Annotated in this window: 23 protein-coding genes; 11 read left to right on the forward strand and 12 right to left on the reverse strand. The window is 67.8% G+C overall.

The genetic code is table 11. The features are described 5' to 3' along the window. Positions 1-57: 57 nt before the first annotated feature. The gene (locus tag ACFPFG_RS09945) at positions 58-693 is read right to left on the reverse strand and encodes a Crp/Fnr family transcriptional regulator (protein ID WP_183017654.1); all 636 of its coding nucleotides are present in this window, start codon (positions 691-693) and stop codon (positions 58-60) included. A 140-nt stretch (positions 694-833) separates the two neighbouring features. Between ACFPFG_RS09945 and ACFPFG_RS09950 the strand changes: the two genes are divergently transcribed. Further along, positions 834-2,717, forward strand: a complete 1,884-nt coding sequence (locus ACFPFG_RS09950; RefSeq protein WP_374618370.1) for an EAL domain-containing protein — start codon at positions 834-836, stop codon at positions 2,715-2,717. 84 nt (positions 2,718-2,801) lie between these two features. Here the strand turns inward: ACFPFG_RS09950 and ACFPFG_RS09955 are convergent, their stop codons facing one another. Continuing rightward, a complete protein-coding gene (locus ACFPFG_RS09955) occupies positions 2,802-4,133 on the reverse strand; it encodes a urate hydroxylase PuuD (RefSeq protein ID WP_183017652.1) in 1,332 nt (443 codons plus the stop codon). Between the two features lie 186 nt (positions 4,134-4,319). Next, entirely contained in the window at positions 4,320-5,195 is an 876-nt protein-coding gene (gene xdhC, locus ACFPFG_RS09960) for a xanthine dehydrogenase accessory protein XdhC (RefSeq protein ID WP_197957103.1), read from the reverse strand. 130 nt (positions 5,196-5,325) lie between these two features. Here xdhC and ACFPFG_RS09965 point away from each other — a divergent pair, with 130 nt between their 5' ends. Beyond that, entirely contained in the window at positions 5,326-5,814 is a 489-nt protein-coding gene (locus ACFPFG_RS09965; RefSeq protein ID WP_183017650.1) for a hypothetical protein, read from the forward strand. Positions 5,815-5,877: 63 nt separating this feature from the next. On the opposite strand, the gene ACFPFG_RS09970 is transcribed toward ACFPFG_RS09965, so the two are convergent. Next, positions 5,878-6,063: a hypothetical protein gene (locus ACFPFG_RS09970; RefSeq protein WP_374618367.1), complete on the reverse strand. Its 186-nt coding sequence runs from the start codon at positions 6,061-6,063 to the stop codon at positions 5,878-5,880. A gap of 164 nt (positions 6,064-6,227) precedes the next feature. Between ACFPFG_RS09970 and ACFPFG_RS09975 the strand changes: the two genes are divergently transcribed. Further along, on the forward strand, positions 6,228-6,557 hold the full coding sequence (locus tag ACFPFG_RS09975) for an Arc family DNA-binding protein (protein ID WP_183017649.1): 330 nt from the start codon (positions 6,228-6,230) through the stop codon (positions 6,555-6,557). Between the two features lie 65 nt (positions 6,558-6,622). Here the strand turns inward: ACFPFG_RS09975 and ACFPFG_RS09980 are convergent, their stop codons facing one another. After that, positions 6,623-7,207: a BPSL1445 family SYLF domain-containing lipoprotein gene (locus ACFPFG_RS09980; RefSeq protein ID WP_183017648.1), complete on the reverse strand. Its 585-nt coding sequence runs from the start codon at positions 7,205-7,207 to the stop codon at positions 6,623-6,625. A gap of 318 nt (positions 7,208-7,525) precedes the next feature. On the opposite strand from ACFPFG_RS09980, the gene ACFPFG_RS09985 reads away from it, so the two are divergent. Beyond that, positions 7,526-7,915 carry a DoxX family protein gene (locus tag ACFPFG_RS09985; RefSeq protein WP_034391114.1) on the forward strand — a complete coding sequence of 130 codons (390 nt, stop codon included), beginning with the start codon at positions 7,526-7,528 and terminating at the stop codon, positions 7,913-7,915. Positions 7,916-8,027: 112 nt separating this feature from the next. Here the strand turns inward: ACFPFG_RS09985 and uraH are convergent, their stop codons facing one another. Further along, the gene (gene uraH / locus ACFPFG_RS09990; protein ID WP_012204044.1) at positions 8,028-8,378 is read right to left on the reverse strand and encodes a hydroxyisourate hydrolase; all 351 of its coding nucleotides are present in this window, start codon (positions 8,376-8,378) and stop codon (positions 8,028-8,030) included. A 338-nt stretch (positions 8,379-8,716) separates the two neighbouring features. Between uraH and ggt the strand changes: the two genes are divergently transcribed. Next, entirely contained in the window at positions 8,717-10,537 is a 1,821-nt protein-coding gene (ggt, locus tag ACFPFG_RS09995; RefSeq protein WP_380106278.1) for a gamma-glutamyltransferase, read from the forward strand. Positions 10,538-10,633: 96 nt separating this feature from the next. Here the strand turns inward: ggt and glxR are convergent, their stop codons facing one another. The 3 genes from glxR to gcl form a co-directional block, all read right to left on the reverse strand. Continuing rightward, positions 10,634-11,548, reverse strand: coding sequence for a 2-hydroxy-3-oxopropionate reductase (gene glxR, locus ACFPFG_RS10000; protein WP_197957105.1), 915 nt, complete (start codon positions 11,546-11,548; stop codon positions 10,634-10,636). A gap of 60 nt (positions 11,549-11,608) precedes the next feature. Beyond that, a complete protein-coding gene (gene hyi, locus ACFPFG_RS10005) occupies positions 11,609-12,397 on the reverse strand; it encodes a hydroxypyruvate isomerase (protein ID WP_183017644.1) in 789 nt (262 codons plus the stop codon). Between the two features lie 248 nt (positions 12,398-12,645). Then, on the reverse strand, positions 12,646-14,436 hold the full coding sequence (gcl, locus tag ACFPFG_RS10010) for a glyoxylate carboligase (protein ID WP_016449782.1): 1,791 nt from the start codon (positions 14,434-14,436) through the stop codon (positions 12,646-12,648). Positions 14,437-14,556: 120 nt separating this feature from the next. Here gcl and ACFPFG_RS10015 point away from each other — a divergent pair, with 120 nt between their 5' ends. Then, the gene (locus tag ACFPFG_RS10015; protein ID WP_312379718.1) at positions 14,557-15,474 is read left to right on the forward strand and encodes a LysR family transcriptional regulator; all 918 of its coding nucleotides are present in this window, start codon (positions 14,557-14,559) and stop codon (positions 15,472-15,474) included. An 83-nt stretch (positions 15,475-15,557) separates the two neighbouring features. Here ACFPFG_RS10015 and ACFPFG_RS10020 read toward each other — a convergent pair whose 3' ends face one another. The 3 genes from ACFPFG_RS10020 to ACFPFG_RS10030 all read right to left on the reverse strand — a co-directional run bounded on the left by ACFPFG_RS10020 (position 15,558) and on the right by ACFPFG_RS10030 (position 19,121). Further along, entirely contained in the window at positions 15,558-16,880 is a 1,323-nt protein-coding gene (locus ACFPFG_RS10020) for a glycerate kinase type-2 family protein (RefSeq protein ID WP_380106281.1), read from the reverse strand. Positions 16,881-16,984: 104 nt separating this feature from the next. After that, entirely contained in the window at positions 16,985-17,962 is a 978-nt protein-coding gene (locus ACFPFG_RS10025; protein WP_380106283.1) for a tripartite tricarboxylate transporter substrate binding protein, read from the reverse strand. A 52-nt stretch (positions 17,963-18,014) separates the two neighbouring features. Continuing rightward, positions 18,015-19,121 carry a tartrate dehydrogenase gene (locus tag ACFPFG_RS10030; RefSeq protein ID WP_034391100.1) on the reverse strand — a complete coding sequence of 369 codons (1,107 nt, stop codon included), beginning with the start codon at positions 19,119-19,121 and terminating at the stop codon, positions 18,015-18,017. Between the two features lie 124 nt (positions 19,122-19,245). Here ACFPFG_RS10030 and ACFPFG_RS10035 point away from each other — a divergent pair, with 124 nt between their 5' ends. The 5 genes from ACFPFG_RS10035 to ACFPFG_RS10055 all read left to right on the forward strand — a co-directional run bounded on the left by ACFPFG_RS10035 (position 19,246) and on the right by ACFPFG_RS10055 (position 24,957). Continuing rightward, the gene (locus tag ACFPFG_RS10035) at positions 19,246-20,169 is read left to right on the forward strand and encodes a LysR family transcriptional regulator (RefSeq protein ID WP_380106285.1); all 924 of its coding nucleotides are present in this window, start codon (positions 19,246-19,248) and stop codon (positions 20,167-20,169) included. A gap of 86 nt (positions 20,170-20,255) precedes the next feature. Then, positions 20,256-20,933, forward strand: coding sequence for a GntR family transcriptional regulator (locus ACFPFG_RS10040; RefSeq protein WP_012204034.1), 678 nt, complete (start codon positions 20,256-20,258; stop codon positions 20,931-20,933). Further along, positions 20,930-21,886: an allantoinase PuuE gene (puuE, locus tag ACFPFG_RS10045; protein ID WP_380106288.1), complete on the forward strand. Its 957-nt coding sequence runs from the start codon at positions 20,930-20,932 to the stop codon at positions 21,884-21,886. Before ACFPFG_RS10040 ends, puuE begins: the two co-directional genes overlap by 4 nt. A 6-nt stretch (positions 21,887-21,892) precedes the next feature. Continuing rightward, the gene (uraD, locus tag ACFPFG_RS10050) at positions 21,893-23,668 is read left to right on the forward strand and encodes a 2-oxo-4-hydroxy-4-carboxy-5-ureidoimidazoline decarboxylase (RefSeq protein ID WP_380106290.1); all 1,776 of its coding nucleotides are present in this window, start codon (positions 21,893-21,895) and stop codon (positions 23,666-23,668) included. After that, a complete protein-coding gene (locus ACFPFG_RS10055; RefSeq protein WP_380106292.1) occupies positions 23,665-24,957 on the forward strand; it encodes a M20 family metallopeptidase in 1,293 nt (430 codons plus the stop codon). Before uraD ends, ACFPFG_RS10055 begins: the two co-directional genes overlap by 4 nt. Positions 24,958-25,126 lie beyond the last annotated feature (169 nt).

Here is a 25,126-nt window from a genome sequence, read left to right on the forward strand (position 1 = left end):
TACCCCGCCCCGCAAGGCCTGGCGCTTGCAGGCAGGCACCAGCCAGGGGCGTGGGAATCAGCCTACGGCGAGCACTTCGAGGGCTGCCGGCTTGGGCAGATCGATGACATTGCCCCGGCCCGCGATGAGCCCGTGCTCACGCAACTGGCGCAGCACGCGCGAGAAGGTCTCGGGTGCGATGCCGAGCTGGGCGGCGATCAGCCGCTTGCGCAGGTGCAGCGTCACGCGCAGGCCGCCAGCCTCGTGCGGCATGGCATGGCGCAGCAGCCACTGGGCGCAGCGCGCCTCGGCGTCCTTGGACAGGCGGCTCACCGCCAGCTCGGTCTGCGCGCAGTAGGCCTGGGCCATGTCCTGCAGCAGTTGCTGGGCGGGCGAAGGCAGCTGCGAGACGGCCTGCAGGAAGTCGGTCTGGGGCAGTTGCTGCACGCGGACATCGCTGTCGGCCAGCATGTCCAGGCTGCTGCCGCGCCGCCGCAGCACAAAGGCCGCGTCCAGCCAGGCCGGCCCCTCCACGACGCCGAGCTGGTGGCGCATCTGCCCACCCTGGCCTATGCCCAGGAGCACGCGACCGCGCTCCAGATACATCACCGTATCCGGCGACTGACGACGCAGCCTGAGCCAGGTACCCGCGGCCAACACCTGGGCGGAACCCGGCGCGAAGGCGAAAGCTTGCAAGGAAGACAGGGCGAACATGCATGCAACTTTGCCGGCTTTGCTCCCGCCGCGTTTTGAGCCATGTCAATCCACCGCCAGCCCACCGGTCCACAGGCGGCATACTTGTCACAAGCATGTCACCAGTGAAACGCAATGTATCCAACTGAAAAGTTGAGCCCATGATCGATCCCCAGATGCTCGCCAGCCTGCCCGCTGCCGCGGCCGTGCTGTCCGCCGCCGTGCGGTCCGGCGCAGGCCCCGTGGCGCAGCTCATGCGCGCGGGCGGCCTGTACTGCGTCTTCCAGCCGCTGGCCGATCTGCGCAGCGCCCGCGTCTATGCGCACGAGGCGCTGATCCGCGGCCCCCAGGGCACGCCGCTGCACACGCCCGATGCCCTGCTCCAGGGGGCGGCGGCCGAGGGCATTCTTCGGGAATTCGAGCTGCTGGCGGTCTGCGTGGCGCTGCAGGACTGGGGCCGGCAGAGTGCGCCGGGCCGGCTGTTCGTCAATCTCAGCGCCCAGGCGCTGGTGCAGGCCGTGGGGGTCTGCGGACCCGGCATGGTCGGGGACACGGTGCGCAGCTTCGGCGTGCAGGCCCGGTCCCTGGTGGTGGAGATCACCGAACACGACCATGTGACCGACATGCCCGCCGTCTGCGCCGCCGTGAAGGCCGTGCACGCCACGGGCGCGCGCCTGGCGCTGGATGACTTTGGCGACGGGCGCTCCAGCCTGCGCCTGTGGTCCGAGGCCAAGCCCGACTTCGTCAAGATCGACAAATACTTCATCCACCAGATCGAGCAGCGCCCGGCCACGCTGCAGTTGCTGCAGGCCATCAAGGGCATTGCCGAGGTGTTCGGCACCATGCTGATCGCCGAAGGCATAGAGACCGAGGGTGAGCTGCGCACCTTGCGCGACCTGGGCATTCCGTATGGCCAGGGCTGGCTGCTGGGCCGCCCTGCCGAAACCGCCCAGCCCCAGATCAGCACGCAGGCGCGCAGCGTGGCGCAGGACCCGCGCGTGGCCGTGCTGCCCCACCAGGGACACAGCGCCCGCCCGGGCGTGCTGCGCAATCTGATGGTGATGCAGGCGCCCTGCGTGGCCCCGGCCGCCAGCAACGACGAGGTGGCCGAGCTGTTCAAGGCCGGCCAGCAACTGCATGCCATTGCCGTCGTGGAGGCCGGCCGGCCGCTGGCCCTCATCAACCGCCAGCAGTTCATGAACCACTACGCCACGCTGTACTTCCGCGAAGTGCACGGACGCAAGCCCTGCCTGGCCTTTGCCAACGTGCAGCCGCGCATCGTCGAACTCGATTGCGATGTGGACCAGCTCGTGGGCATCCTCACCTCGCAGGACCAGCGCTACCTGAGCGACGGCTTCATCGTCACCGACAACGGCCGCTATGTGGGCCTGGGCACGGGCGAGCAGCTGGTGCGCCGCGTGACCGAGGCGCGCATCGAGGCCGCGCGCCACGCCAACCCGCTGACCTTCCTGCCCGGCAACATCCCCATCAGCCTGCACATGCAGCGACTGCTGGACAGCGGCGCGGGCTTCGTGGCCTGCTATGCCGATCTCAACCATTTCAAGCCCTTCAACGACCACTACGGCTACTGGCGCGGCGACCAGATGATCCGCCTGGTGGCGCGGCTGGCCGTGGCGCACTGCGATGCGCGGCGCGACTTCGTGGGCCATGTGGGCGGGGACGACTTCATGCTGCTGCTGCAAAGCGAGGACTGGCAGCGGCGCTGCGAGGACATCGTCGGCGCCTTCGCAGGCGAGGCGCGCCGGCTGTTCGACGACCAGGCGCGCGAGGCCGGAGGCATCTGGGCCGAGGACCGCCACGGCATCCGGCGATTCTTTGCCTGCACCACGCTGTCCATCGGCGTGGTGCGCGTCACGCCGGGCAGCCTGCTGGCACCCGAGGACATCGCCAACCTCGCGGCCCTGGCCAAGCAGCAGGCCAAGGCGCAAAGCCTGCCGGGGCGCGGCGCCATCGCGCTGCACACGCCGCAAGATGAAGCGCGGCGCCCCGCCCGGCATGGCGCCGCAGCGACCTGGCCTGCCTGAAACAGAAAGCCCGCAGGCTCTTGCGAGGCTGCGGGCTGGTGGCTGGCCGCCAGACGCTGACAGCGTTTGGGCGCGGCCCGGCGATCAATTCACCGATGCACCAGACTCGTACCAGCGCTTGACCATGCTGCGCTCGTCATCGTTCAGGGCGCCCGGATTGCCGAAGGGCATCTTGCGCAGTTGCACCACCTGCTGGTAGATCTGCTGGGCGTGGGCCTTGACCTGCTCGGGCGAGTCCAGGCGCACATTCTTTTGCTGCAGGGCGGCACCGTGGCAGACCACGCAATGCTGCTGGAAGAAGGGCGCCATCTGGGCGTAGCCCACGGCGCCGTCGGCGGCGGGAGCGGCCGCAACGGGTGCAGCGGCTTCGGCGCCGGGTGCCGCCGTCGCAGCGGGTTCGGCAGCAGCAGAGGGGGCCTGCACGGCGGCGGGAGCCGGTGCGGGGGCGGCGGCAGGCGCAGACACAGGGGCGGCGGCAGGCGCCGGTGCAGGCTTGAGCCAGACGGCCGTGCCGATCAGCACCAGCACGCCGACCAGGGCGTAGGGCCAGGGATGGGCGTTGCGGCCCAGCTTGAAGCCATGGCGCATCACGAAGAACTGGCGGATGGCGGCGCCCGCGAACATCATCAGGATCAGCACCAGCCAGTTCAGCTCATGGCTGTACAGCCAACCGTAGTGGTTGGACAGCATGGCGAACAGCACCGGCAGCGTGAAGTAGGTGTTGTGCACGCTGCGCTGCTTGCCGCGCTTGCCGTGGATGGGGTCCACGGGCTGGCCTTCCTTCAGGGCCTTCACCACCGTGCGCTGGCCGGGAATGATCCAGAAGAACACGTTGGCGCTCATCGAGGTCGCCAGCATGGCGCCCATCAGCAGGAAGGCGGCCTGGCCCGGGAAGATGTGGCAGGCCAGGAAGGCCGCGATGCACACCAGCACCAGCACCATGGCGCCCACCGTGGCGTCGCCGTTCTTCTTCTGGCCGAAGACGCGGCAGATGCCGTCGTACAGCAGCCAGAACACGACCAGGAAGGCCAGGGCCGAGGCAATGGCAGCAGCCGAGCCCATGGCGTTGGGATCGGCCGGATTGACGAGGTAGATCTTGGCGTTCCACAGATACGACACCGTCAGCAGCGCGAAGCCGCTGAGCCAGGTGGTGTAGCTTTCCCAATAGAACCAGTGCAGATGATCGGGCAGCTTGGGCGGCGAGACATTGAACTTGACGGGGTGGTAGAACCCACCGCCGTGCACGGCCCAGAGTTCGCCGCTGACGCCCTGCTTCTTGAGATCGTCATCGACAGGCGGCGTCAGGCTGCTGTCGAGGAAGACGAAATAGAAGGAGGAACCGACCCAGGCGATGGCCGTAATGACGTGGAGCCACCGCAACAGCAGGTTGGCCCAGTCGAGAATGTAGCTTTCCATAGCTCTCAACCTTGGCAGCGTGGGGGCCGCCGGTGTTCAACCTGCTCACCACTGCGGGCGCTCTGAGCAGAAGAAAAAGGCCGCGCACCCGGTAGATATACCGCCGGTGCACCGCTGCGACCATTTCGTAGACACAAAGTGTATGCAATTTTTCGGCAGCCAACCGGCTTGCGCGAAATCAATTCACTAGAGATTTCCCTGATTCTGCGCGGGCGCGGCGCTGCGCCGCTGCAGCAGCTGCGCCGCCACGGCCACCGCGATCACCTCAGGCTCCTTGCCCTTGATGCCGGGCACGCCGATGGGGCAGGTCACGTGGTCCAGCTCCGCATCGCTGAAACCGCGCTCGCGCAGCCTGCGCCGGAAGGTGGCCCATTTGGTGGCGCTGCCGATCAGCCCCACATAGGGCAGGTCGCCGTGCTGGCGCTGGCGGCCCAGGCATTGGGCGACCACCTCCAGGTCCTCGGCATGGCTGAAGCTCATGATCAGCACCTGGGAGCCGGTGGGCAGATCGGCCACGGCGGACTGCACGGGATCGGAGTATTCACACTGCACGAGCTCGTGCTCCTCCTCGGGGAAGACCGAATCGCGGCTGTCCACCCACATCACGCGGTAGGGAAGATTGCACAGCAGGCGCACCAGCGCATGGCCGACGTGGCCTGCGCCGAACAGGGCCACGCAGTCGCGTGGCGGCTGCAGCCGCTCTCGCAGCATGTCCATGCGGCCCTGGGGCACCAGCACGAACCTCAGCACCACCACGCCGCCGCAGCACTGGCCCAGGCTGGGCCCCAGCGGATAGCGGTGCTGGTGGTCGGCGAGGGCAGGGCCCGCCTGGCCGCCCTGCCCGGCCTGAAGCGCCGCGTCGCGCAGCAGGCTGCGGGCGCGGTCGATGGCGTCGAACTCCAGGTGCCCGCCGCCAATGGTGCCGGCCACGCGGTCGGCAAAGACGGCCATCCAGGCGCCGCGCTCGCGCGGCACCGAGCCGCGCGACTCCATCACCTCGACCCAGCACAGCGGCCCCTGCGCAAGGCCCTGCTCGACTTTCTTGAACGTGTCACTCCACATGGGCGCACCTGACAGCCCGTCGTGGCGCCTGCGGGCTTCGTTGGAACTTGTTGCGGGATTTTCCGCTGCGGCACTTGAGTTTTGCGCTCCGACTGCCGGTGCCGCGGCGTTTCAGGATACGCTCGCAATCATGCCCGATTCCCCCGATTCCTCTCAGCACAGTTCCGTGCAAAAGCCACGTTCCGGCCGTCCCTGGCTGTGGGCGGGACTGATGGCCGCCATTGCCTCCCTGGTCACGGCCTGCAAGTCACCGCCCGGCCCCGGCGCGCGCCCCGACGAGGCCACCTCCAGCGCACAGCTGCAGTACCGCAAGGTGGCAGCCAACCATCTGTACGCGCGCAATGCCGAGCGCATCTACAAGGGCCAGCTGCCGCCCATGCTCTACGCGATCGGCGTGCTGCAGGTGCAGATCGACCGCAACGGCCAGGTCCAGCGCCTGCACTGGATGCGCGCGCCCAGCCATGCACCCGAAGTGGTGAGCGAGATCGAGCGCCTGGTACGCGCCGCCGCGCCCTTCCCGGCTCCTGCTGGCGCCGCCCGCATCACGTATACCGATACCTGGCTCTGGGACAAGTCCGGCCGCTTCCAGCTCGACACGCTGACCGAAGGCCAGCTCTGAGCCTAAGGCCGCCAAAGGCTGGCTCAGGCCGGTTCATGCCGGTTCATGCCGGTTCATGCCGGTTCAGGCAGATTCACGCGGCTGGCCGTCGGCAAAGCACCTGGCGCTTTTGAGCAGGCAGGCCACGGCATGGAGCACCAGGTCGTCCGGAGCATCATCGTTCACGCGGTCGATGACCTCGATGGCATAGCCCCGCTCCTGCGACAACTGCGGCAGCACGCCCGGCCGCTCCCATGTGGCACAGCGCATCGACCGCGAGCACTTCCTGGTGCTGTGGTGAGCATCCCAGGTGCCTGCGGCCCGATGGATTGACCGTCTTCATGGCCCCTTGCGCGGGACCGTGCTGGTGCTGAAGCAGCAAAACCTTTCAGGTCCATTGCAGTCAATACCTTTCCGGTCCATGATTGCCGGCGATGAAACAGACCGATCCTCAGTACAAGCTGCGCCTGCCGCAGGAACTCAAGGACCTCATCGAGGAGGCAGCCAAGCGCACCGGCCGTTCCATGAACGCCGAAGTCGTGGCCCGGCTGCAGACCACGTTCGAGGCCCCGGTGCTCGGCCGCATGTCGGCCGCGACGGACCCTGCGCTGGAATGCGAGGAGCCCGTGAGCATCTACGACATCAAGATGAGTGCCGACGCCGTGGAGCGCATCGAAAAGCGCCTGGAGCGCATAGAGCAGGCCATGCTCCCGCCCGCGGCACCGGAAGGCGGCAATGAAGGCGGCGTCGCTGGCGCCGCCTGACACGACCGCATCAAGAAAAACCGGCCCGCAGGCCGGTTTCTTTCAAAGGCCCCTCAGGGCCTGGATCACTCGACCACCTTGGTGATCTTCGAGCCCTGCAGCGACACGCCGGCTTCCAGGCCTGCATTGGTCAGCACATAGCTGGTCACGGGGCCCTGGGCGGTCGTGGTGTCCACGCTGCCATTGGCGCCCACCTTGCCTGCGGCCACCGTGGCATCGGCGCCCACGGACCAGCCGTCGCTGGCCAGGAACTTGTCCAGCGCTTCCTGGGTGTTGAACACATAGATCACAGCCTTGGACTGGCCACCGGCCTGCCAGCCCACCGAGGCGCCGGTCGTGCTGTAGTAGCCCTTGTTCTGGCCGCCGACGCGCAGCACGCCGCGGCCATGCTCGACACCGATGACGAAGCTGCCACCGATCACAGAGGGGAAGATCAGCACGCCTCTGGAGCGGGCCACCATTTCCTTGGAGCCGGGCGCCGTCTGGTACAGCCGCTCCAGCGCGGCGTTGGCACGCGCGTTGACGGTGGTGGCGTCGGCACGCGGCGCGGACTGGGTTTCCGGCTTGGTGGTGGTGCAGCCGACCATGGCAATGCTGCCGGCCGCCAGTGCCGTGGCCATCACGACGGTACGCAAAGAAAACTGACGCATGGGAAAACCTGCCTTTCTTGATTGGACGTTTTGGGGAGACCCCATCGGTTCATTGGATTGATCACCTTGCCTCCCGGTCCCGGGCACCCCTTCCAGTGCTCGCAAACCGTTTCTGAGACAGGCTGGGGATGATGCTAGGCCGCTTTGCGGTACTTGTGATGAGACATGTCACAAGTTGCGCCATAGGACTACAGGCCCGCAGGAAATGTCTGAAAATCCCGTGCCGTGCCGCCACAGCCGACACCGAAAGCGCGCTGATGCCAGAATGCACCCACAGCAACACCCGGCCCACCGGGCCCATCCACAACGAGGGAGTTCATGAAGTTCTGGAGCCACTTTCACCATCCCCAGGCAGCCATGGTGCTGCTGCGCGTCACGCTCGCGGTCCTGCTGCTTTTTCATGGCTGGGCCAAGCTGCGCTACGGCATAGGCAGCATCGAGCGCATGGTGGAGTCCACGGGCGCACCGGGCTGGCTGGCCTATGCGGTCTATCTGGGTGAGGTGGTGGCGCCGCTGCTGCTGCTGGTCGGCCTGTGGGTGGTGCCTGCGGCGCTGGTGATTGCGATCAACATGGTCGTGGCCTTTGCGCTGGTGCACACGGGCCAGGTGATGCAGCTGCACAGCTCGGGAGGCTGGGCGCTGGAGCTGCAGGCCTTCTTCTTCATCACGGCCCTGGTCGTGGCCATGGGGCACGCCAAGGGCAAGTAGCCCGCCCTCCTGCAGAGACAGGCGCAAGAACAGGAACGGCCCGCGATGCGGGCCGTTCTTCGTTTCAGGGTTCACTCCAGGCCATCCCCCGACAGCCTGCCTGCAGCAGGGCTCAGGAGCCCCGGTACGTGGAATAGCTCCAGGGGCTGACCAGCAGGGGCACGTGGTAGTGCTGGTCGGCATGGGCCACGCCGAAGTCCAGGCTCACCTTGTTGAGGAAGTTGGGCTCGGGCAGTTGCACGCCACGGGCCTTGAAGTAGGCCGCCACGTCGAAGGTCAGGCGGTAGGTGCCGGTCCTGAGGCTGTTGTTGTCGAACAGCGGCGCATCGGTGCGGCCGTCGTGGTTGAGCACCAGGCTCTTGATCAGCGTGGCCTGGTCGCCATCGGTGGAATACAGCGCGACGGCCATGCCGGCTGCGGGGCAGCCATTCATGGTGTCGAGGACGTGGGTGCTCAGGCCCATGGAAATCTCCTGTGCGGCGGGGGCTGGCCCAGCCGGTTGTCATTGGTTGGTCGATGCACGCAGCGCGGCGCGCGACAGCACTCGCGGCCCTGCCCTGCATTCGCAAAGTGTATACAGTTTTTGTACGCCCTTGAAGGGCGTTGCACGGCCGACGCCTAGGCAGATACCCGCACTTTCGGCGCCCGGGCCTGCGCGCGGGAAGGCTGCCGACGCCATGCTTCTACACTGTGGTCCGCCACCGCCCTGGCCGCAGGACCCTCCGGCCGGCGCACACAGGGCGGCACAGGACTCACGCTCTTTTCCACTGTTCCACTGTTTCATCTGCCAAGGAGATACCGATGCAACTTCGCTCCCCCTTGCTTGCAACCAGCCTGGCGCTGGCCATTGCCAGCCTGGCCGCCTGCAGCAGCACGCAGCCGCCTGCGGCTTCGGCGACGCCAGCACCCGTGGCCGCAGCGCCTGCCCCGGCAGCGGCGCCCATCACGCAGAGCAACGCGGCCCAGGCCGCCAGCGCCGCCTATGACTTCGACATGGATGTGTTCCATCCCGTCGTGGCCAGGAGCGGCATGGTGGCCAGCGAGCAGGAGCTGGCCTCGCGCATCGGCCTGCAGATCCTGAAGTCCGGCGGCAATGCGGTGGATGCCGCCGTGGCCATGGGCTTCGCGCTGGCCGTGGCCCTGCCCAACGCAGGCAACATCGGCGGCGGCGGTTTCATGGTGGTGCATGACGCCAAGAGCGGCAAGAACATTGCGCTGGACTTCCGCGAGGTCGCGCCCTCCAAGGCCACGCGCGACATGTACGTGGGCGCCGACGGCAAGGTCATCGACGGCAAGTCGCTCTACACCCACTACGCCGTGGGCGTGCCCGGCACCGTGGCCGGCATGGAGCATGCGCTGAAGAAATGGGGATCGCTGCCTTTGTCCACGGTGATTGCGCCGGCCGCGAAGCTGGCCGACAAGGGTTTTCCCGTCAGCGAGACCCTGGCCAAGATCCTGGAGCAGGAAAAGAAGAACATGGGCCAGTGGCCCGCCACGCAGGCCATCTTCTGGCGCGGGGGAGAGCCGCTCAAGCGCGGCGACCGCCTGGTGCAAAAGGACCTGGCGCAGTCGCTGCGCCTGATCGGCCAGCAGGGCTCCAAGGTGTTCTACGAAGGCTCCATCGCCCGCAAGATCGCGGCCGAGATGGCGCCGCATGCAGGCGCCCTCTCGCTGCAGGACCTCAAGAGCTACAAGGTCGCCGAGCGCGCGCCGCTGCGCGGCACCTACCGCGGCTACGAGATCGTGACCATGCCGCCTTCGTCCTCCGGCGGCGCCCATCTGATCCAGATCCTCAACATGATGGAACGCTGGCCCATGAACCAGTGGGGCGTCAACAGCGCGCAGAGCATCCACTACATGGCGGAAAGCATGAAGCTGGCCTATGCCGACCGTGCCGAATACCTGGGTGATCCCGACTTCGTGACCGTGCCGCTCAAGGGCCTGACCTCCAAGCGCTATGCCGAGGCGCTGGCCGCCGGCATCGATCCCTACCAGGCGCGCGCCGGCAAGGACATCAGGCCCGGCAAGCCCCAGCCCTACGAAAGCGACCAGACCACGCACTACTCCGTGGTGGACAAGGCGGGCAACGCCGTGGCCGTGACCTATACGCTGAACACCAACTTCGGCAGCGGCATCGTGGCCAAGGGCACGGGCATCCTGCTCAACAACGAGATGGACGATTTCTCGGCCAAGCCCGGCGTGGCCAACGCGTATGGACTGGTCGGCGGCGATGCCAATGCGGTGGCCGCAGGCAAACGCCCGCTGTCGTCCATGACACCCACCATGGTGCTCAAGGACGGCAAGCCCGTGCTGGTCACCGGCAGCCCCGGCGGCGCGCGCATCATCACCACCGTGCTGCAGACCGTGGTCAACACCATCGACTTCGGCATGAACCCGGCCGAGGCAGCCGCCACGCCGCGCTTCCACCACCAGTGGACGCCCGATGAGCTGCGCGTTGAAAAGGGCATCAGCCCCGACACCGTGGCACTGCTCAAGTCGCGCGGCCACAACGTTGCCGTGAAGGCGTCGATGGGCCGCACGCAGACCATCGAGCTGCGCGACGGCATGCTCTACGGCGCCTCCGACCCGCGCAACCCCGACGGGCAGACACTGGGATATTGAAGCAAGAAAAAGCCGCGCCCGTTGCCGAGCGCGGCTTTTCACAACAGGGCGGCGCAAGGCCGCCCTCCCACCAATCGTTGTCTCAAAGACCGGCCATCAGTCCTGGACCTTCTGGCCCACTTCGAAGTTGGCCTGGATCTCCAGCGCACGCACCATGCCCGAGTGGTCCCAGCCCGCGCCGCCGTGGGCCACACAGCTGTTGAACAGCTCCTGGGCCTGGGCCGTGTTGGGCAGGGACACGCCGAGCTGGCGCGCGCTGCTCAGGGCCAGGTTCAGGTCCTTTTGGTGCAGCGAGATGCGGAAGCCCGGATCGAACGTGCGCTTGATCATGCGCTCGGCATGCACTTCCAGGATCTTGGACGAGGCAAAGCCGCCCAGCAGCGCCTCGCGCACGCGGGCCGGATCGGCACCGGCGCGCGACGCGAACAGCAGGGCCTCGGCCACGGCCTCGATGTTCAGCGCCACGATGATCTGGTTGGCCACCTTGGCGGTCTGGCCGTCGCCGTTGCCGCCCACCAGGGTGATGTTCTTGCCCATGCGCTCGAACAGCGGCTTGACGCGCGCGAACACGTCCTCGGGGCCGCCGACCATGATGGACAGCGTGGCGTTCTTGGCGCCCACCTCGCCGCCGGAGACCGGCGCATCCAGGTACTGGGCGCCGATGGCCTCGATGCGGCGCGCGAAGTCCTTGGTGGCCACGGGAGAGATGGAGCTCATGTCCACCACCACCTTGCCGCTGCTGCCCTTGAGGCCGGCGGCCACGCCGTCCTCGCCGAACAGCACCTTCTCGACATCGGGCGTGTCGGGCAGCATCAGGAAGATGATGTCGGCCCGCTCGGCCACGCCGCGCGCCGTGGTGCACTGGGTGGCGCTGCTCTCGGCGATCTGCGCGGGGATCTTGCCCAGGGTGTTCACGAAGAGCTGGTGGCCGGCCGTGAGCAGGTGGCCCGCCATGGGCGCGCCCATGATGCCGAGACCGACGAAACCGAGCTTGAGAGAGGATGCATTCATGCTGTGTACTCCTTGTCGTTTTTGGGAATTGCGGGAAATCTGGAAAGGTTCCGCGTGCGTTCAGGCCGCCACGGCGGCGTGGGCCTCGATCCAGCCCAGGCCCGATTCGGTATCGCGCGCGGGCTTGTACTCGCAGCCCACCCAGCCCTGGTAGCCGATGCGGTCCAGGTGCGCGAACAGGAAGGGGTAGTTGATCTCGCCCGTGCCCGGCTCGTTGCGGCCCGGGTTGTCGGCCAGCTGCACGTGGCCGATGCGGGCCAGGTGCTTTTGCAGCGTGGCCGCCAGTTCGCCCTCGGTGCGCTGCGCGTGGTAGATGTCGTACTGCACGAAGGCATTGGGCGCGCCCACCTCGTCGAGGATGGACAGGGCCTGGTCCGTGCGGTTCAGGTAGAAGCCGGGAATGTCGAAGGGGTTGATGGGCTCGATCAGCAGGCGCAGATTGGCCGCGCTCAGTGCCGAGGCGGCAAAGCGCAGGTTGTCCACGAAGGTGCGGCGCAGCAGCGCGGCATCGGCACCGGCAGGCGCCTTGCCGGCCAGGCAGTTGAGCTGGGGCACGCCCAGCGCATGGCCATAGGTCACGGCCTTGGCCACGCCGGCGCGGAACTCGTCCACGCGGTCGGGGTGGCAGGCAATGCCGCGCTCGCCCGCCTCCCAGTCGCCGGCCGGCAGGTTGTGCAGAACGATCTGCAGGCCGTGGGCATCGACGCGCTCCTTGATCTCTTCGACCGAATGGGCGTAGGGAAACAGGAATTCCACGGCCTCGAAGCCGGCGCGCGCCGCGCGCTCGAAGCGGTCGAGGAAGGGCACCTCGGTGAACAGCATGCTGAGGTTGGCAGCGAAACGGGGCATGTCAGAAGTCTCCGGTAGTCGTTTGGTGGGTTGGGAGCGGCAGGGCACGCAAGGCGCCCCGCCGGTAAAAATGCCCAAGGGGCAATGGAAATCGGCCCCCCGAGTGCTTGCACCGCCCGCAATGCAGGCATTGGCGCAGCGCCAGCCAGGGATGCCAGGCAAGGGCCGCCCCGCAGCGATGGCATCGTCCCCCTCCGAAGAGAGGGGGAAGCGGCGCAGCCGCGCAGCCGCTCAGGGGGTGCCTTGCTTCAATCCAGCAGTGCCAGGGCGCTGGGCACGTCGGCAGGCGCTGCGGCCAGGTCCTCGAACTCGATCACGTTGTCGATCTCGGCACCCATGGAGATGTTGGTCACGCGCTCCAGGATGACCTCGACGACCACCGGCGTGCGGTGCTCGGCCATCCAGGCCTCGGCCTGCTGCATGGCGGGCGCGAAGTCCTCGGGACGGTGCACGCGGATCGCCTTGCAGCCCAGGCCCTCGACCACCTTGACGTGGTCCACGCCGTAGCCCTTGGACTCCTCCTTGTCATCGACATTGATGTTGTCGAAGGCCAGCTGCACGCAGTAGTCGATGGAGAAGGCGCGCTGCGCCTGGCGGATCAGGCCCAGGTAGCTGTTGTTGACCAGCACATGGATGTAGGGCAGCTTGAACTGCGCACCCACGGCCAGTTCCTCGATCATGAACTGGAAGTCATAGTCGCCCGACAGCGCCACGATCTTGCGGGCCGGGTCGGCCACGCGCACGCCCAGGGCGGCCGGCACGGTCCAGCCCAGCGGGCCGGCCTGGCCGCAGTTGATCCAGTTGCGCGGCTTGTAGACATGCAGGAACTGCGCGCCGGCAATCTGCGACAGGCCGATGGTGGAGACATAGCAGGTGTCCTTGTCCAGGCTGCGGTTCATGCACTGGTAGACACGCTGCGGCTTCATGGGCACGTTGTCGAAATTGGTCTTGCGCAGGTACTCCACATTGTTCTTGCGGGCCTGGCATTCGGCCACCCAGCCGCTGCGGTCCTTCAGGCGGCCGGCCGCCTTCCACTCGCGCGCCACCTCCACGAAAAGCTGCAGCGCCGCGCCGGCATCCGAGACGATGCCGTAGTCGGGCGCGAACACGCGGCCGATCTGCGTGGGCTCGATGTCCACGTGCACGAACTTGCGGCCCTTGGTGTAGACCTCGACCGAGCCCGTGTGGCGGTTGGCCCAGCGGTTGCCGATGCCCAGCACGAAGTCCGAGGCCAGCATGGTGGCATTGCCGTAGCGGTGGCTGGTCTGCAGGCCGCACATGCCGGCCATCAGGCGGTGGTCGTCGGGGATGGTGCCCCAGCCCATCAGGGTGGGAATCACGGGCACGTCCAGCAGCTCGGCGAACTCCACCAGCAGTTCGGAGGCGTCGGCATTGATCACGCCGCCGCCCGAGACCAGCAGCGGACGCTCGGACTCGTTGAGCATGGCGATGGCTTTTTCCACTTGCTTGCGCGTGGCAGCCGGCTTGTAGACAGGCAGGGGCTCGTAGGTATCGATGTCGAACTCGATCTCGGCCAGCTGCACGTCGATGGGCAGGTCGATCAGCACGGGGCCGGGGCGGCCCGAGCGCATCAGGTGGAAGGCCTGCTGGAAGGCGCGCGGCACCTGGGCCGGCTCCAGCACCGTGGTGGCCCACTTGGTCACGGTCTTGGCGATGGAGGCAATGTCCACGGCCTGGAAATCTTCCTTGTGCAGACGCGAGCGCGGCGCCTGGCCCGTGATGCAGAGAATCGGAATCGAATCCGCGCTGGCCGAGTACAGGCCCGTGATCATGTCCGTGCCGGCCGGGCCGCTGGTGCCGATGCACACGCCGATGTTGCCGGCCACGGCGCGGGTGTAGCCCTCGGCCATGTGGCTTGCGCCTTCGACGTGGCGCGCCAGGATGTGGCCGATGCCGCCATGGTCCTTGAGCGCTGCGTACAGCGGGTTGATGGCGGCACCGGGAACGCCGAATGCGACGGTCACGCCTTCTTTTTCCAGCACGCGGACTGCGGCTTCGATTGCTTTCATTTTTGCCATGGGAGGTCTCCTTCAAATTGGAGTCAACTCTAGGCAGACAGGCCGGTTGGCGGAACGCCTGCGCAGACCATAAAATTTATTCCGTACAGGAATAACTACCAATGAAAAGGAGACGACGCCATGGACAGACTCGATGCCATGCACATGTTCGTGCGCGTGGTGGAGACCGGCAGCTTCACCAAGGTCGCGCACGAGTTCGCCACCACCCAGCCCACGGTCACCAAGCAGGTCGCAGCCATGGAGACGCGCCTGAAGGTGCGCCTGCTCAACCGCAACACGCGCGGCGTGAGCCTGACCGAAGCGGGCGCGCTGTACTACGAGAAATGCAAGGCCATCGTCAACGACGTGGCCGAGGCGGACAAGGTGGTCCAGGTGCGACAGACACAGGTGCAGGGCCAGCTGCGCATCGGCAGCTCGGTGGCCTTCGGTCGGCGCGTGCTGATACCGCTGGCGCTGGAATTCATGGCGCACAACCCCCAGGTGCAGGTCGACCTGAGCTTCGAGGACCGCTACACCGACCTGGTGGCCAACGGCATCGACGTGGCCCTGCGCCTGGGCAAGCTGGCCGACTCCAGCCTGGGCGCACGCACCCTGGGCGTGAACCCCTGGGTGCTGGTGGCCTCGCCCACCTACCTGCGCAAGCGCGGCACGCCGCGCCGCCCCTCCGACCTCAAGGAGCACGCGACGCTGATCTACAGCAGCGTTCAGGGCAACGACCTCTGGCGCCTGCGCAACGCCAGCGGCGAGCCCGTTTCCGTGCCCGTCACCGGCCGCCTTCGCTCCAACAACCTCTCGGCCCTGCTGGCGGCCTCGCGCTCGCACATGGGCATCGCCGCCCTGCCCCGCTACGTGGCCCACGACTCCCTGGAAGCCGGCCGCGTGGTCGAAGTGCTCAAGACCTGCCGCCTGCCCGAGCAGGAAATCCACGCCGTCTACCCCTCGCCGCGCCTGGTGCCGCAGAAGGTGCAGTCCTTCATCGCCTTCCTGCAGGGGCGGTTCGATGCCGAATGGTGGGAGACGCTGCCGCGCGGGGCGTGAGCGCCTGAAACATGCGAGCCTGAAACAAGTGGCCGGGCGCACGTCCCGGCCTCGAAAAACAACCACCCGGCAGGAGCAAAAACCTAGAGAACCAGAATCGCCCGGAAGTCATTCACGTTGGTATGCGTGGGCCCGGTCACCACCAGATCCCCCAACGCATCAAAGAACCCATACGCATCATTGCGATCCAGGTACTCGGCAATCCGCATGCCCTGGTCCTGTGCCCGCGCCAACGTATCCGGTGACACGCGCGCTCCCGCGTTGTCTTCCACGCCATCGATGCCATCGGTATCGGCCGCCAGCGCCCAGACCTTGTCCTGCCCCTGCAGGGCCTGGGCCAGGCCCATGCAGAACTCGCCAGCGCGGCCGCCGCGTCCCTTGGGCGTGCCGGCCGGGCGCTGCCGGATGGTGACCGTGGTCTCGCCGCCGGACAGGATCACGCAGGGCTTTGCAAACGGCTGGCCGTGGCGGGACACGGCGCGCGCCAGGGCGGCGTGGACCTTGGCGACTTCGCGCGATTCGCCCTCGATCTCGTCGGACAGCACATGGGTGCGCAGGCCTGCGGCCTCGGCCACGCGTGCGGCCGCCTCCAGCGAGTGCTGGGGCGTGGCGATCATGTGGACCTCATGGCCGTCGAAGCGCGCGTCGCCGGGCTTGGGTGTTTCCAGCTCGCCCCCCTCCAGCGCGCGGCGCACGGATTCAGGCACTTCGATGCGGTAGCGCGCGAGGATGGCCAGCGCGTCGGCGCAGCTGCTGGCGTCGGGCACGGTGGGACCGCTGGCGATGATGGAGGGATCGTCGCCCGGCACATCGCTGATGGTCAGCGTGATCACGCGCGCGGGCGCGCAGGCCGCGCCCAGGCGCCCGCCCTTGATGCGCGACAGGTGCTTGCGCACGCAGTTCATCTCGCCGATGGCGGCTCCGCTTTCCAGCAGGGCGCGGTTGATGCGCTGCTTTTCCTCCAGGTCGATGCCTTCGGCCGGCAGGGTCAGCAGGGCCGAGCCGCCGCCCGAGATCAGGCACAGCACGAGGTCGTCCTCGGTCAGCCCTTCGGTCAGCGCGAGGATGCGTTCGGCGGCGGCCAGGCCTGCCGCATCGGGCACGGGGTGGGCGGCCTCGACCACCTCGATGCGCTGCGCCAGCCCTTCGGGGCGCGGCGGGATGTGGTGGTAGCGCGTGACCACGAGGCCGGACAGCGGCGCGTCCGCTGGCCACAGCGCCTCCAGCGCCTGGGCCATGGAGCCGCCGGCCTTGCCCGCGCCCAGCACCAGGGTGCGGCCCTTGGGAGGCTTTGGCAGGCATTGGGCCATGCTGTACAGGGGCTGCGCATCCTTGACCGCAGCGCGGTAGAGGTCGAGCAGAAAGGCTTGGGGATCGGTGAGGTGCAGGTCCGTGGTGCTGGTCATGGTGTGTTGTCTCCGCCGGGCATTATGGAATTTCCTGCACCGACGGTGGCATGCGGTCAAGTCACAACTGATTCGCCCGGCCTCGTTCCTCGTGCCAACTCAACTCAATCCAGGGCCACCTTGGCGTCCTTGACCAGCTTGGCGAAGCGGTCTGTGTCGTCGCGGATCTGGCGCGCCATCTGCTCGGGCGATCCGCCGATGGGCTCGGCGCCTATCTCCTCCATCTTCCTGCGGAACTGCGGGGACTCGATGATGCGGTTCATGTCCGCGCCCAGCCGCGCCAGTACCTCGCGGGGCGTGGCGGCCGGTGCCAGCACGCCGAACCAGGTGCCCATGTCGAAGCCCTTGAGCCCGGCCTCGTCCAGCGTGGGCACATCGGGCAGGGCCACCGAGCGCCGGGCCGTGGTCACGGCCAGCGCGCGCAGCTTGCCGGCCTTGATGTGGGGCAGCACAGACGTGACGGTATCGAAGGACATGGCGATCTGCCCGCCCAGCAGGTCCGTGGTCAGCGGCCCGCTGCCCTTGTAGGGCACGTGCAGCAGCTGCACGCCGCCCATGGACTCGAACTGCGCGCCGATCAGGTGCTGGCCCGTGCCCGCGCCGTTGGAGCCATAGGCCAGCTTGCCGGGCTGGGCCCGGGCCTGGGCCAGCAGCTCCTGCACGGTTTTGGCCGGCACCTGCGGATTGACCACCAGCACATTGGGGACCACGGCCACCACGGTGATGGGCGCCAGGTCCTTCTGGAAGTCATAGCCCAGCCTGCGGTAGACGCTGGTGGCAATGGTGTGGTGCACGGCGCCCATGAGCAGGGTGTAGCCGTCAGGTTTCGCCTTGGCCACATGGTCGGCGCCCAGGGTGGCGCCCGCGCCAGGGCGGTTTTCCACGACCACGGGCTGGCCCAGACTTTTGGACAGCTCCTGGCCCAGCGCGCGCGCCAGCACGTCGGTGGTGCCGCCTGCGGGAAACGGCACGATGAGGTTGACGGGGCGTGCCGGCCAGGCCTGTGCCCAGGCAGCGGGGATGGTGGCAGGAATGGCGGTGGCCAGCGCGCACGCGGCGGCAACCCTGGTGATGCGGTTCATGGTTTGTCTCCTGTCTGTTCTTTTGTGGGTTATCGGACCATGCAGCGCGCGCTCAGGCAGGCACGGGCTCGGCCTGGGCCTCGGCCGTCTGCGCACGCAGCCGTGCGCAGACGGCATCGGTGACCTGGCGCGTGGTGGCCTTGCCGCCCAGGTCACGCGTGTGCAGCGCGGCATCGGCCGTCACCTGCTCCACGGCCTGCATCAGGCGCTGCGCGGCGCGGTGCTCGCCCAGGTGCTCCAGCAGCATCACGCAGCTCCAGAAGGTGCCCACGGGATTGGCCAGGCCCTGGCCCATGATGTCGAAGGCCGATCCGTGGATGGGCTCGAACATGCTGGGATAGCGGCGTTCCGGGTCGATGTTGCCCGTGGGCGCAATGCCCAGGCTGCCGGCCAGCGCGGCCGCCAGGTCGCTGAGGATGTCGGCATGCAGGTTGGTGGCGACCAGGGTGTCCAGCGAGGCGGGGCGGTTGACCATGCGCGCCGTGGCCGCGTCCACCAGCTCCTTGTCCCAGCGCACGTCGGGGAACTCGGCGGCCACCTGCACGGCGATCTCGTCCCACATCACCATGGCATGGCGCTGGGCGTTGGACTTGGTGATCACCGTCAGCAGCTTGCGCGGCCGCGACTGCGCCAGGCGGAAGGCGAAGCGCATGATGCGCTCCACGCCCGCGCGGGTCATCATGCTCACGTCGGTGGCCACCTCGATGGGATGGCCCTGGTGGGCGCGACCGCCCACGCCCGCGTATTCGCCCTCGGAGTTCTCGCGCACGATGACCCAGTCCAGGTCCTCGCGCGCGCAGCGCTTGAGCGGCGCATCGATGCCCGGCAGGATGCGCGTGGGCCGCACATTGGCGTACTGGTCGAACCCCTGGCAGATCTTCAGGCGCAGGCCCCACAGCGTGACATGGTCGGGAATGTGCGGGTCGCCGGCCGAGCCGAACAGGATGGCGTCCTGGCCGCGCAGCGCGTCCAGCCCGTCGGCCGGCATCATCTCGCCGTGCGCGCGGTACCAGTCGCCGCCCCAGCCGAAACTGGTGAAGGCAAAGCCCAGGCCGGGCTGGGTTTCGGCCAGCGCCTGCAGCACCTCCTGCCCTGCGGGCACCACTTCCTTGCCGATGCCATCGCCGGGAATGCAGGCGATGCGGTATGTCTTTGTCATGAGGGCTCCTTGGATTGCGGTGGATGAAGCGCCATGCGGTTCCATGGCCTTGTCCGTGAATCTATCGATGGAACAACGCCGCGCGCGCCTCTAGAGTGATGGCATCGTTCACTTTGATTCAACAATGAGCACACCCGTCTCAGCGCCATCGGAGATGGCCTTCTTCTGCCTGCTGGCCCGCAGCGCCAGCCTGTCGGCCACGGCCCGCGAGCTGGGCATCACCACGCCGGCGGCCAGCAAGCGCCTGTCCCAGATGGAGGCGCGGCTGGGCGTGCAACTGGTCAGCCGCACGACGCGGCGCCTGGGCCTGACCGATGAGGGCCAGACCTACCTGGCCCATGCGCGGCGCATCCTGGACGACATTGCCGCCATGGAGCAGGCCGTGGCCGGCATGCCCGGGCAGCCGCAGGGCCTGCTGCGCATCAATGCCACGCTGGGATTCGGGCGCAGCCATATCGCGCCCCTGATCGCCAGCTTCGTGCGCAGGCACCCGCAGATCCAGGTGCAGCTGCAGCTGTCGGCCTCGCCGCCGCCCCTGGTCGATGACAGCTTCGACCTGTGCATACGTTTTGGCGAGCCGCCGGACGCGCGCATCATCGCGCGGCGCCTGGCGCCCAACCGGCGGCTGCTGTGCGCGTCTGCCGCCTACCTGGCGCGGCGCGGCACGCCGGCCACCCCGCGCGAGCTGATGCAGCACGACTGCATCGACATCCGCCAGGGCGACGACACCCACGGCGTCTGGCGCTTCACCCACAACGGCCCCGGCCGCAAGACCGAGGCCATCCGCCTGCGCGACAGCCTGAGCACCAACGATGGCGAGATCGCCGTGGGCTGGGCCCTGGCCGGCCTGGGCATCGTCATGCGCGCCGAATGGGATATCGCCCGCTATCTGCGCAGCGGCCGCCTGGTGCAGGTGCTGGCCGACCATGCCACGGCGCCGGCCGACATCCATGTGGTCTATCCGCAGCGGCATGCGGTAACACAGCGCGTGCAGCGCTTTGTGGAGCACCTGGCACGGCACTTCGATACGGCCGCGCCCGGCTTCTGAAAAAGGATGCCGTATGCGGGGAAACGCCAATAAGCAGTAGACAGAAACTGTATACAACTCTTGTGACCAGCCGCTATGATGGCTGAATGGAGACTTCCACCACCAGTTTCATTGTCGAGAGCCTGACCCGGGCCATCGTCGAACACCGTCTTCTGCCCGGCACCAAGCTGGCCGAGCAGAAATTGGCAGACCATTTCGGCGTCTCGCGCACCCTGGTGCGCCAGGCGCTGTTCCAGCTGTCGCAAAACCGCCTGATCCGGCTCGAACCCGCGCGCGGGGCCTTCGTGGCCACGCCCTCGGTGGACGAGGCGCGCCAGGTCTTCGCCGTGCGCCGCATGCTCGAAGCCGAGATGGTGCGCGCCTTCATCGCCCAGAGCACGCCGGCCAAGATCCGCGCGCTGCGGCAGCACGTGGCGGCCGAGAAAAAGGCCATGGACGGCAACGACGTCGGCCAGCGCACCGAGCTGCTGGGCGACTTCCACGTGCGCATGGCCGAACTCATGGGCAACGAGGTGCTGGCCCAGCTGCTGGGCGAGCTGATCTCGCGCTGCGCGCTGATCACGCTGATGTACCAGTCCAGCACGGCCGCCGAGCATTCCCATGACGAGCATGCCGAAATCGTCACGGCCCTGGCCGGCGGCGACGCCGACCACGCCGTGCAGCTCATGCAGCAGCACCTGGACCACGTGGAAGCCGGCCTGACCTTCGACCGCGACATGCCGACCAGCGATCTTTCGATGGCCCTTTCCTCCGTATCCGCATGACCTACGACGCCACTGCCCCCTATCCCCGCGACCTGATCGGCTACGGTCGCACGCCCCCCCACGCCCGCTGGCCAGGCCAGGCCCGCGTGGCCGTGCAGTTCGTCCTCAACTATGAAGAGGGCGGCGAGAACTGCGTGCTGCACGGCGATGCCGCCAGCGAGCAGTTCCTGTCCGAAATGTTCAACCCGGCCGCCTACCCCGAGCGCCACATGAGCATGGAAGGCATCTACGAGTACGGCTCGCGCGCCGGTGTCTGGCGCATCCTGCGCGAGTTCGAGAAGCGCGGCCTGCCGCTGACCGTGTTCGGCGTGGCCACGGCCCTGCAAAAGCACCGCGAGCTGGCCCAGGCCTTCGACGAGCTGGGCCATGAAGTGGCCTGCCACGGCCTCAAGTGGATCCACTATCAGAACATTCCCGCCGAGGTCGAGCGCACCCACATGCAGCAGTGCATGGAGATCTTCGGCGAGCTGTACGGCCACGATGGCGACCACGGCCTGGGCTGGTACACGGGCCGCGACAGCCCCAACACCCACCGCCTGGTGGCCGACGACGGCCGCTTCGCCTACGACAGCGACTACTACGGCGACGACCTGCCCTTCTGGATGAAGGTCGGCAAGAGCGACGGCAGCACCCGCAGCCAGCTCATCGTGCCCTACACGCTGGACTGCAACGACATGCGCTTCGCCCTGCCCCAGGGCTACTCGCACGCCGACCCGTTCTTCCAATACCTGAAGGACACGTTCGACGCCCTCTACGCCGAGGGCGATCCGGCCGGCGACGACTCCCCCAAGATGATGAGCATTGGCATGCACTGCCGCCTGCTGGGCCGCCCCGGCCGCATCACGGCACTGCAGCGCTTTCTGGACCACATTCAGCGGCACGACAAGGTCTGGGTCTGCCGCCGCATCGACCTCGCGCGCCACTGGGCGCACCACCATCCCGACAAGGAATAACGCAGCATGGCTCTGACGCTGGAACAACTCAACGCCGCCGACCTGGCCACCGCCGCCAGTCTGCTCGACGGCCTCTACGAACACTCGCCCTGGATTGCCGAGGCCGCGCTGGCCCAGCGCCCCTTCCGCTCGCTGGCACAGATCAAGTACGCCATGGCCCAGGTGCTGGACAAGGCACCCGTGCAGGCCAAGCTCGACCTGATCCGCGCCCACCCGGAGCTGGCCGGCAAGGCCATGGAGGCCAACACGCTCACGGCCGAATCCACCAACGAGCAGAACAAGGCCGGCCTGACGCGCTGCACGCCCGAGGAGCTGGAGCACATCCGCAAGCTCAACGCCGAGTACGGCAAGCGCTTCGGCTTTCCCTTCATCCTGGCCGTGCGCGGTCCGCGCGGCGCGGGCCTGGCCAAGGCCGAGATCATCGAGACCTTCGAGCGCCGCCTGCACAACCACCCCGACTTCGAGCTGGGCGAGGCGCTGCGCAACATCCACCGCATTGCCGAGATCCGCCTGAACGACAAGTTCGGCTATACGCCCGAGCTGGGCAACGATGTCTGGGACTGGCAGGAAAAGCTGGCCCAGCACAGCGACCCCGGCTATGCCGAAAAGGGCCAGCTCACCGTCACCTACCTGACCGATGCCCACCGCGCCTGCGCCCAGCGCATCAGCCACTGGATGCGCGACTGCGGCTTCGACGAGGTCGAGATCGACGCCGTGGGCAACGTCGTGGGCCGCTACAAGGCGGCCACCGAGGACGCCAGGACCCTGCTGACCGGCAGCCACTACGACACCGTGCGCAACGGCGGCAAGTACGACGGCCGCCTGGGCATCTTCGTGCCCATGGCCTGCGTGCGCGAGCTGCACCGCCAGGGCAGGCGCCTGCCGTTCCACATCGAGGTCGTGGGTTTTGCGGAAGAGGAAGGCCAGCGCTACAAGGCCACCTTCCTGGGCTCGGGCGCACTGATCGGCGACTTCAGGCAGGAATGGCTGGAGCAAAAGGATGCCGACGGCATCACCCTGCGCGAGGCCATGCAGCATGCCGGCCTGTGCATTGACGACATCCCCAAGCTGCAGCGCGATCCGGCCCGCTACCTGGGCTTCATCGAGGTGCACATCGAACAGGGCCCGGTGCTCAACGAGCTGGACATCCCGCTGGGCATCGTCACCTCCATCAACGGCAGCGCGCGCTACATCTGCGAGATGATCGGCATGGCCAGCCACGCCGGCACCACGCCCATGGACCGCCGCCGCGATGCCGCCTGCGGCGTGGCCGAGCTGGCGCTGTACATCGAAAAGCGCGCCGCGCGCGACGGCACCTCGGTGGCCACCATGGGCCAGCTCAATGTGCCCAGCGGCTCGGTGAACGTGGTTCCCGGCCGCTGCCAGTTCAGCCTGGACCTGCGCGCGCCCACCAACGAGCAGCGCGACGCCATGGTGGCCGACATCCTGGCCGAGATCGAGGCCATCGCCCAGCGCCGCGGCCTGCGCTACAGCACCGAGCTGGCCATGAAGGCCGCCGCCGCCCCCAGCGCCCCCGAATGGCAGCAGCGCTGGGAAGCCGCCGTGGACGCCCTGGGCGTGCCCCTGTACCGCATGCCCAGCGGCGCCGGCCACGACGCCATGAAGCTGCACGAAATCATGCCCCAGGCCATGCTGTTCGTGCGCGGCCTGAACGCCGGCATCAGCCACAACCCGCTGGAAAGCTCCACCGCCGACGACATGCAACTGTCCGTCGATGCCTTCTCCCACGTACTGAACCAGCTGGCCCAAGAGCAGCAATGACCGACATGAACCAAGACAAGCAAGCCACCTACGCCGCCCTGGACGCCTGGATCGACCAGCATTTCGATGAAGAGGTGCAATTCCTGCAGGCCCTGGTCCAGGTTCCGACCGACACCCCGCCCGGCAACAACGCACCCCACGCCGAACGCACGGCCGAGCTGCTCAAGACCCTGGGCTACGAGGCCGAGAAGCACACCGTGCCCGAGGCCGAGGTCAAGGCCTACGGCATGGAGTCCATCACCAACCTGATCGTGCGCCGCCCCTACGGCAGCGCAGGTGACGCCGGCGGCGGCCTGACCATCGCGCTGAACGCCCACGGCGACGTGGTGCCGCCCGGTGAAGGCTGGACCCAGGACCCCTATGGCGCCGCCATCGAGGACGGCAAGCTCTACGGCCGCGCCGCCGCCGTGAGCAAGAGCGACTTCGCCACCTTCACCTACGCCCTGCGTGCGCTCGAAGCCGTGGCCCGGCCCTCCAAGGGCGCGGTGGAACTGCACTTCACCTATGACGAGGAATTCGGCGGCATCCTGGGCCCCGGCTGGCTGCTGGCCAACAACCTCACCAAGCCCGACCTCATGGTCGCGGCCGGCTTCAGCTACGAAGTCGTCACCGCCCACAACGGCTGCCTGCAGATGGAAGTGACCGTGCAGGGCAAGATGGCCCACGCCGCCGTGCCCCACACGGGCGTGGACGCGCTGCAGGCCGCGGTGGTGCTGATGAATGCGCTGTACGCCGAGAACACCAAGTACCAGCAGGTGACCTCCAAGGTGCCGGGCATCAAGCACCCCTACCTGAACATCGGCCGCATCGAAGGCGGCACCAACACCAACGTGGTGCCCGGCAAGGTCGTGCTCAAGATCGACCGCCGCATGATCCCCGAGGAGAACCCGGCCGAGGTCGAGGCCAGCATCCGCGCCGTCATCGCCCAGGCCATTGCCGACTTCAACGCCAAGGGCGGCTACACGGGCGAGGATGCCGTGCGCGTGGACATCAAGCGCCTGCTGCTGGCCAATGCCATGACGCCGCTGGCGGGCAACAAGCCCCTGGTGGACGCCATCCAGGCCCATGGGGAAGCCGTGTTCGGCGAAAAGCCCCCGGCCGTGGGCACGCCGCTGTACACCGACGTGCGCCTGTATGTGGAGCGCGGCATTCCCGGCGTGATCTACGGCGCCGGCCCGCGCACCGTGCTGGAATCCCACGCCAAGCGCGCCGACGAGCGCCTGGTGCTGGAGGACCTGCGCCGCGCCACCAAGGTCATCGCGCGCATGCTGTGCGACCTGACGGCCTGACCATCTGACGGCCCGCATCAAGGCCTGACACCCAAGCCCGGCGCCGCCGGGCTTTTTTGCGCCCGGGCACCGCATCGGGGCGCATGCACCGCCGCAGCCCATGCCGTGCGCCAGAGCCACGCACGAGCCGCGCCCAAGCCGCGCCAAGCCGCGCGGTAGCGGCCGCCAG

This window comes from Delftia deserti (assembly GCF_042653485.1).
Lineage (GTDB): Bacteria > Pseudomonadota > Gammaproteobacteria > Burkholderiales > Burkholderiaceae_C > Comamonas > Comamonas acidovorans.

What these genes read in the sequence shown, in the direction of transcription:
- ACFPFG_RS09975 (WP_183017649.1), top strand. Translation starts at nt 6,228, where the DNA reads ATGAAACAGACCGATCCTCAGTACAAGCTGCGCCTGCCGCAGGAACTC.
- gcl (WP_016449782.1), bottom strand. Translation starts at nt 14,436, where the DNA reads ATGGCAAAAATGAAAGCAATCGAAGCCGCAGTCCGCGTGCTGGAAAAA.
- ACFPFG_RS09965 (WP_183017650.1), top strand. Translation starts at nt 5,326, where the DNA reads ATGCCCGATTCCCCCGATTCCTCTCAGCACAGTTCCGTGCAAAAGCCA.
- ACFPFG_RS09950 (WP_374618370.1), top strand. Translation starts at nt 834, where the DNA reads ATGATCGATCCCCAGATGCTCGCCAGCCTGCCCGCTGCCGCGGCCGTG.
- hyi (WP_183017644.1), bottom strand. Translation starts at nt 12,397, where the DNA reads ATGCCCCGTTTCGCTGCCAACCTCAGCATGCTGTTCACCGAGGTGCCC.
- ACFPFG_RS09945 (WP_183017654.1), bottom strand. Translation starts at nt 693, where the DNA reads ATGTTCGCCCTGTCTTCCTTGCAAGCTTTCGCCTTCGCGCCGGGTTCC.
- ggt (WP_380106278.1), top strand. Translation starts at nt 8,717, where the DNA reads ATGCAACTTCGCTCCCCCTTGCTTGCAACCAGCCTGGCGCTGGCCATT.
- ACFPFG_RS09985 (WP_034391114.1), top strand. Translation starts at nt 7,526, where the DNA reads ATGAAGTTCTGGAGCCACTTTCACCATCCCCAGGCAGCCATGGTGCTG.
- ACFPFG_RS09980 (WP_183017648.1), bottom strand. Translation starts at nt 7,207, where the DNA reads ATGCGTCAGTTTTCTTTGCGTACCGTCGTGATGGCCACGGCACTGGCG.
- ACFPFG_RS10020 (WP_380106281.1), bottom strand. Translation starts at nt 16,880, where the DNA reads ATGACCAGCACCACGGACCTGCACCTCACCGATCCCCAAGCCTTTCTG.
- ACFPFG_RS10055 (WP_380106292.1), top strand. Translation starts at nt 23,665, where the DNA reads ATGACCGACATGAACCAAGACAAGCAAGCCACCTACGCCGCCCTGGAC.
- glxR (WP_197957105.1), bottom strand. Translation starts at nt 11,548, where the DNA reads ATGAATGCATCCTCTCTCAAGCTCGGTTTCGTCGGTCTCGGCATCATG.
- ACFPFG_RS09955 (WP_183017652.1), bottom strand. Translation starts at nt 4,133, where the DNA reads ATGGAAAGCTACATTCTCGACTGGGCCAACCTGCTGTTGCGGTGGCTC.
- puuE (WP_380106288.1), top strand. Translation starts at nt 20,930, where the DNA reads ATGACCTACGACGCCACTGCCCCCTATCCCCGCGACCTGATCGGCTAC.
- ACFPFG_RS10015 (WP_312379718.1), top strand. Translation starts at nt 14,557, where the DNA reads ATGGACAGACTCGATGCCATGCACATGTTCGTGCGCGTGGTGGAGACC.
- ACFPFG_RS10025 (WP_380106283.1), bottom strand. Translation starts at nt 17,962, where the DNA reads ATGAACCGCATCACCAGGGTTGCCGCCGCGTGCGCGCTGGCCACCGCC.
- xdhC (WP_197957103.1), bottom strand. Translation starts at nt 5,195, where the DNA reads ATGTGGAGTGACACGTTCAAGAAAGTCGAGCAGGGCCTTGCGCAGGGG.
- uraH (WP_012204044.1), bottom strand. Translation starts at nt 8,378, where the DNA reads ATGGGCCTGAGCACCCACGTCCTCGACACCATGAATGGCTGCCCCGCA.
- uraD (WP_380106290.1), top strand. Translation starts at nt 21,893, where the DNA reads ATGGCTCTGACGCTGGAACAACTCAACGCCGCCGACCTGGCCACCGCC.
- ACFPFG_RS10035 (WP_380106285.1), top strand. Translation starts at nt 19,246, where the DNA reads ATGAGCACACCCGTCTCAGCGCCATCGGAGATGGCCTTCTTCTGCCTG.
- ACFPFG_RS09970 (WP_374618367.1), bottom strand. Translation starts at nt 6,063, where the DNA reads ATGCGCTGTGCCACATGGGAGCGGCCGGGCGTGCTGCCGCAGTTGTCG.
- ACFPFG_RS10030 (WP_034391100.1), bottom strand. Translation starts at nt 19,121, where the DNA reads ATGACAAAGACATACCGCATCGCCTGCATTCCCGGCGATGGCATCGGC.
- ACFPFG_RS10040 (WP_012204034.1), top strand. Translation starts at nt 20,256, where the DNA reads ATGGAGACTTCCACCACCAGTTTCATTGTCGAGAGCCTGACCCGGGCC.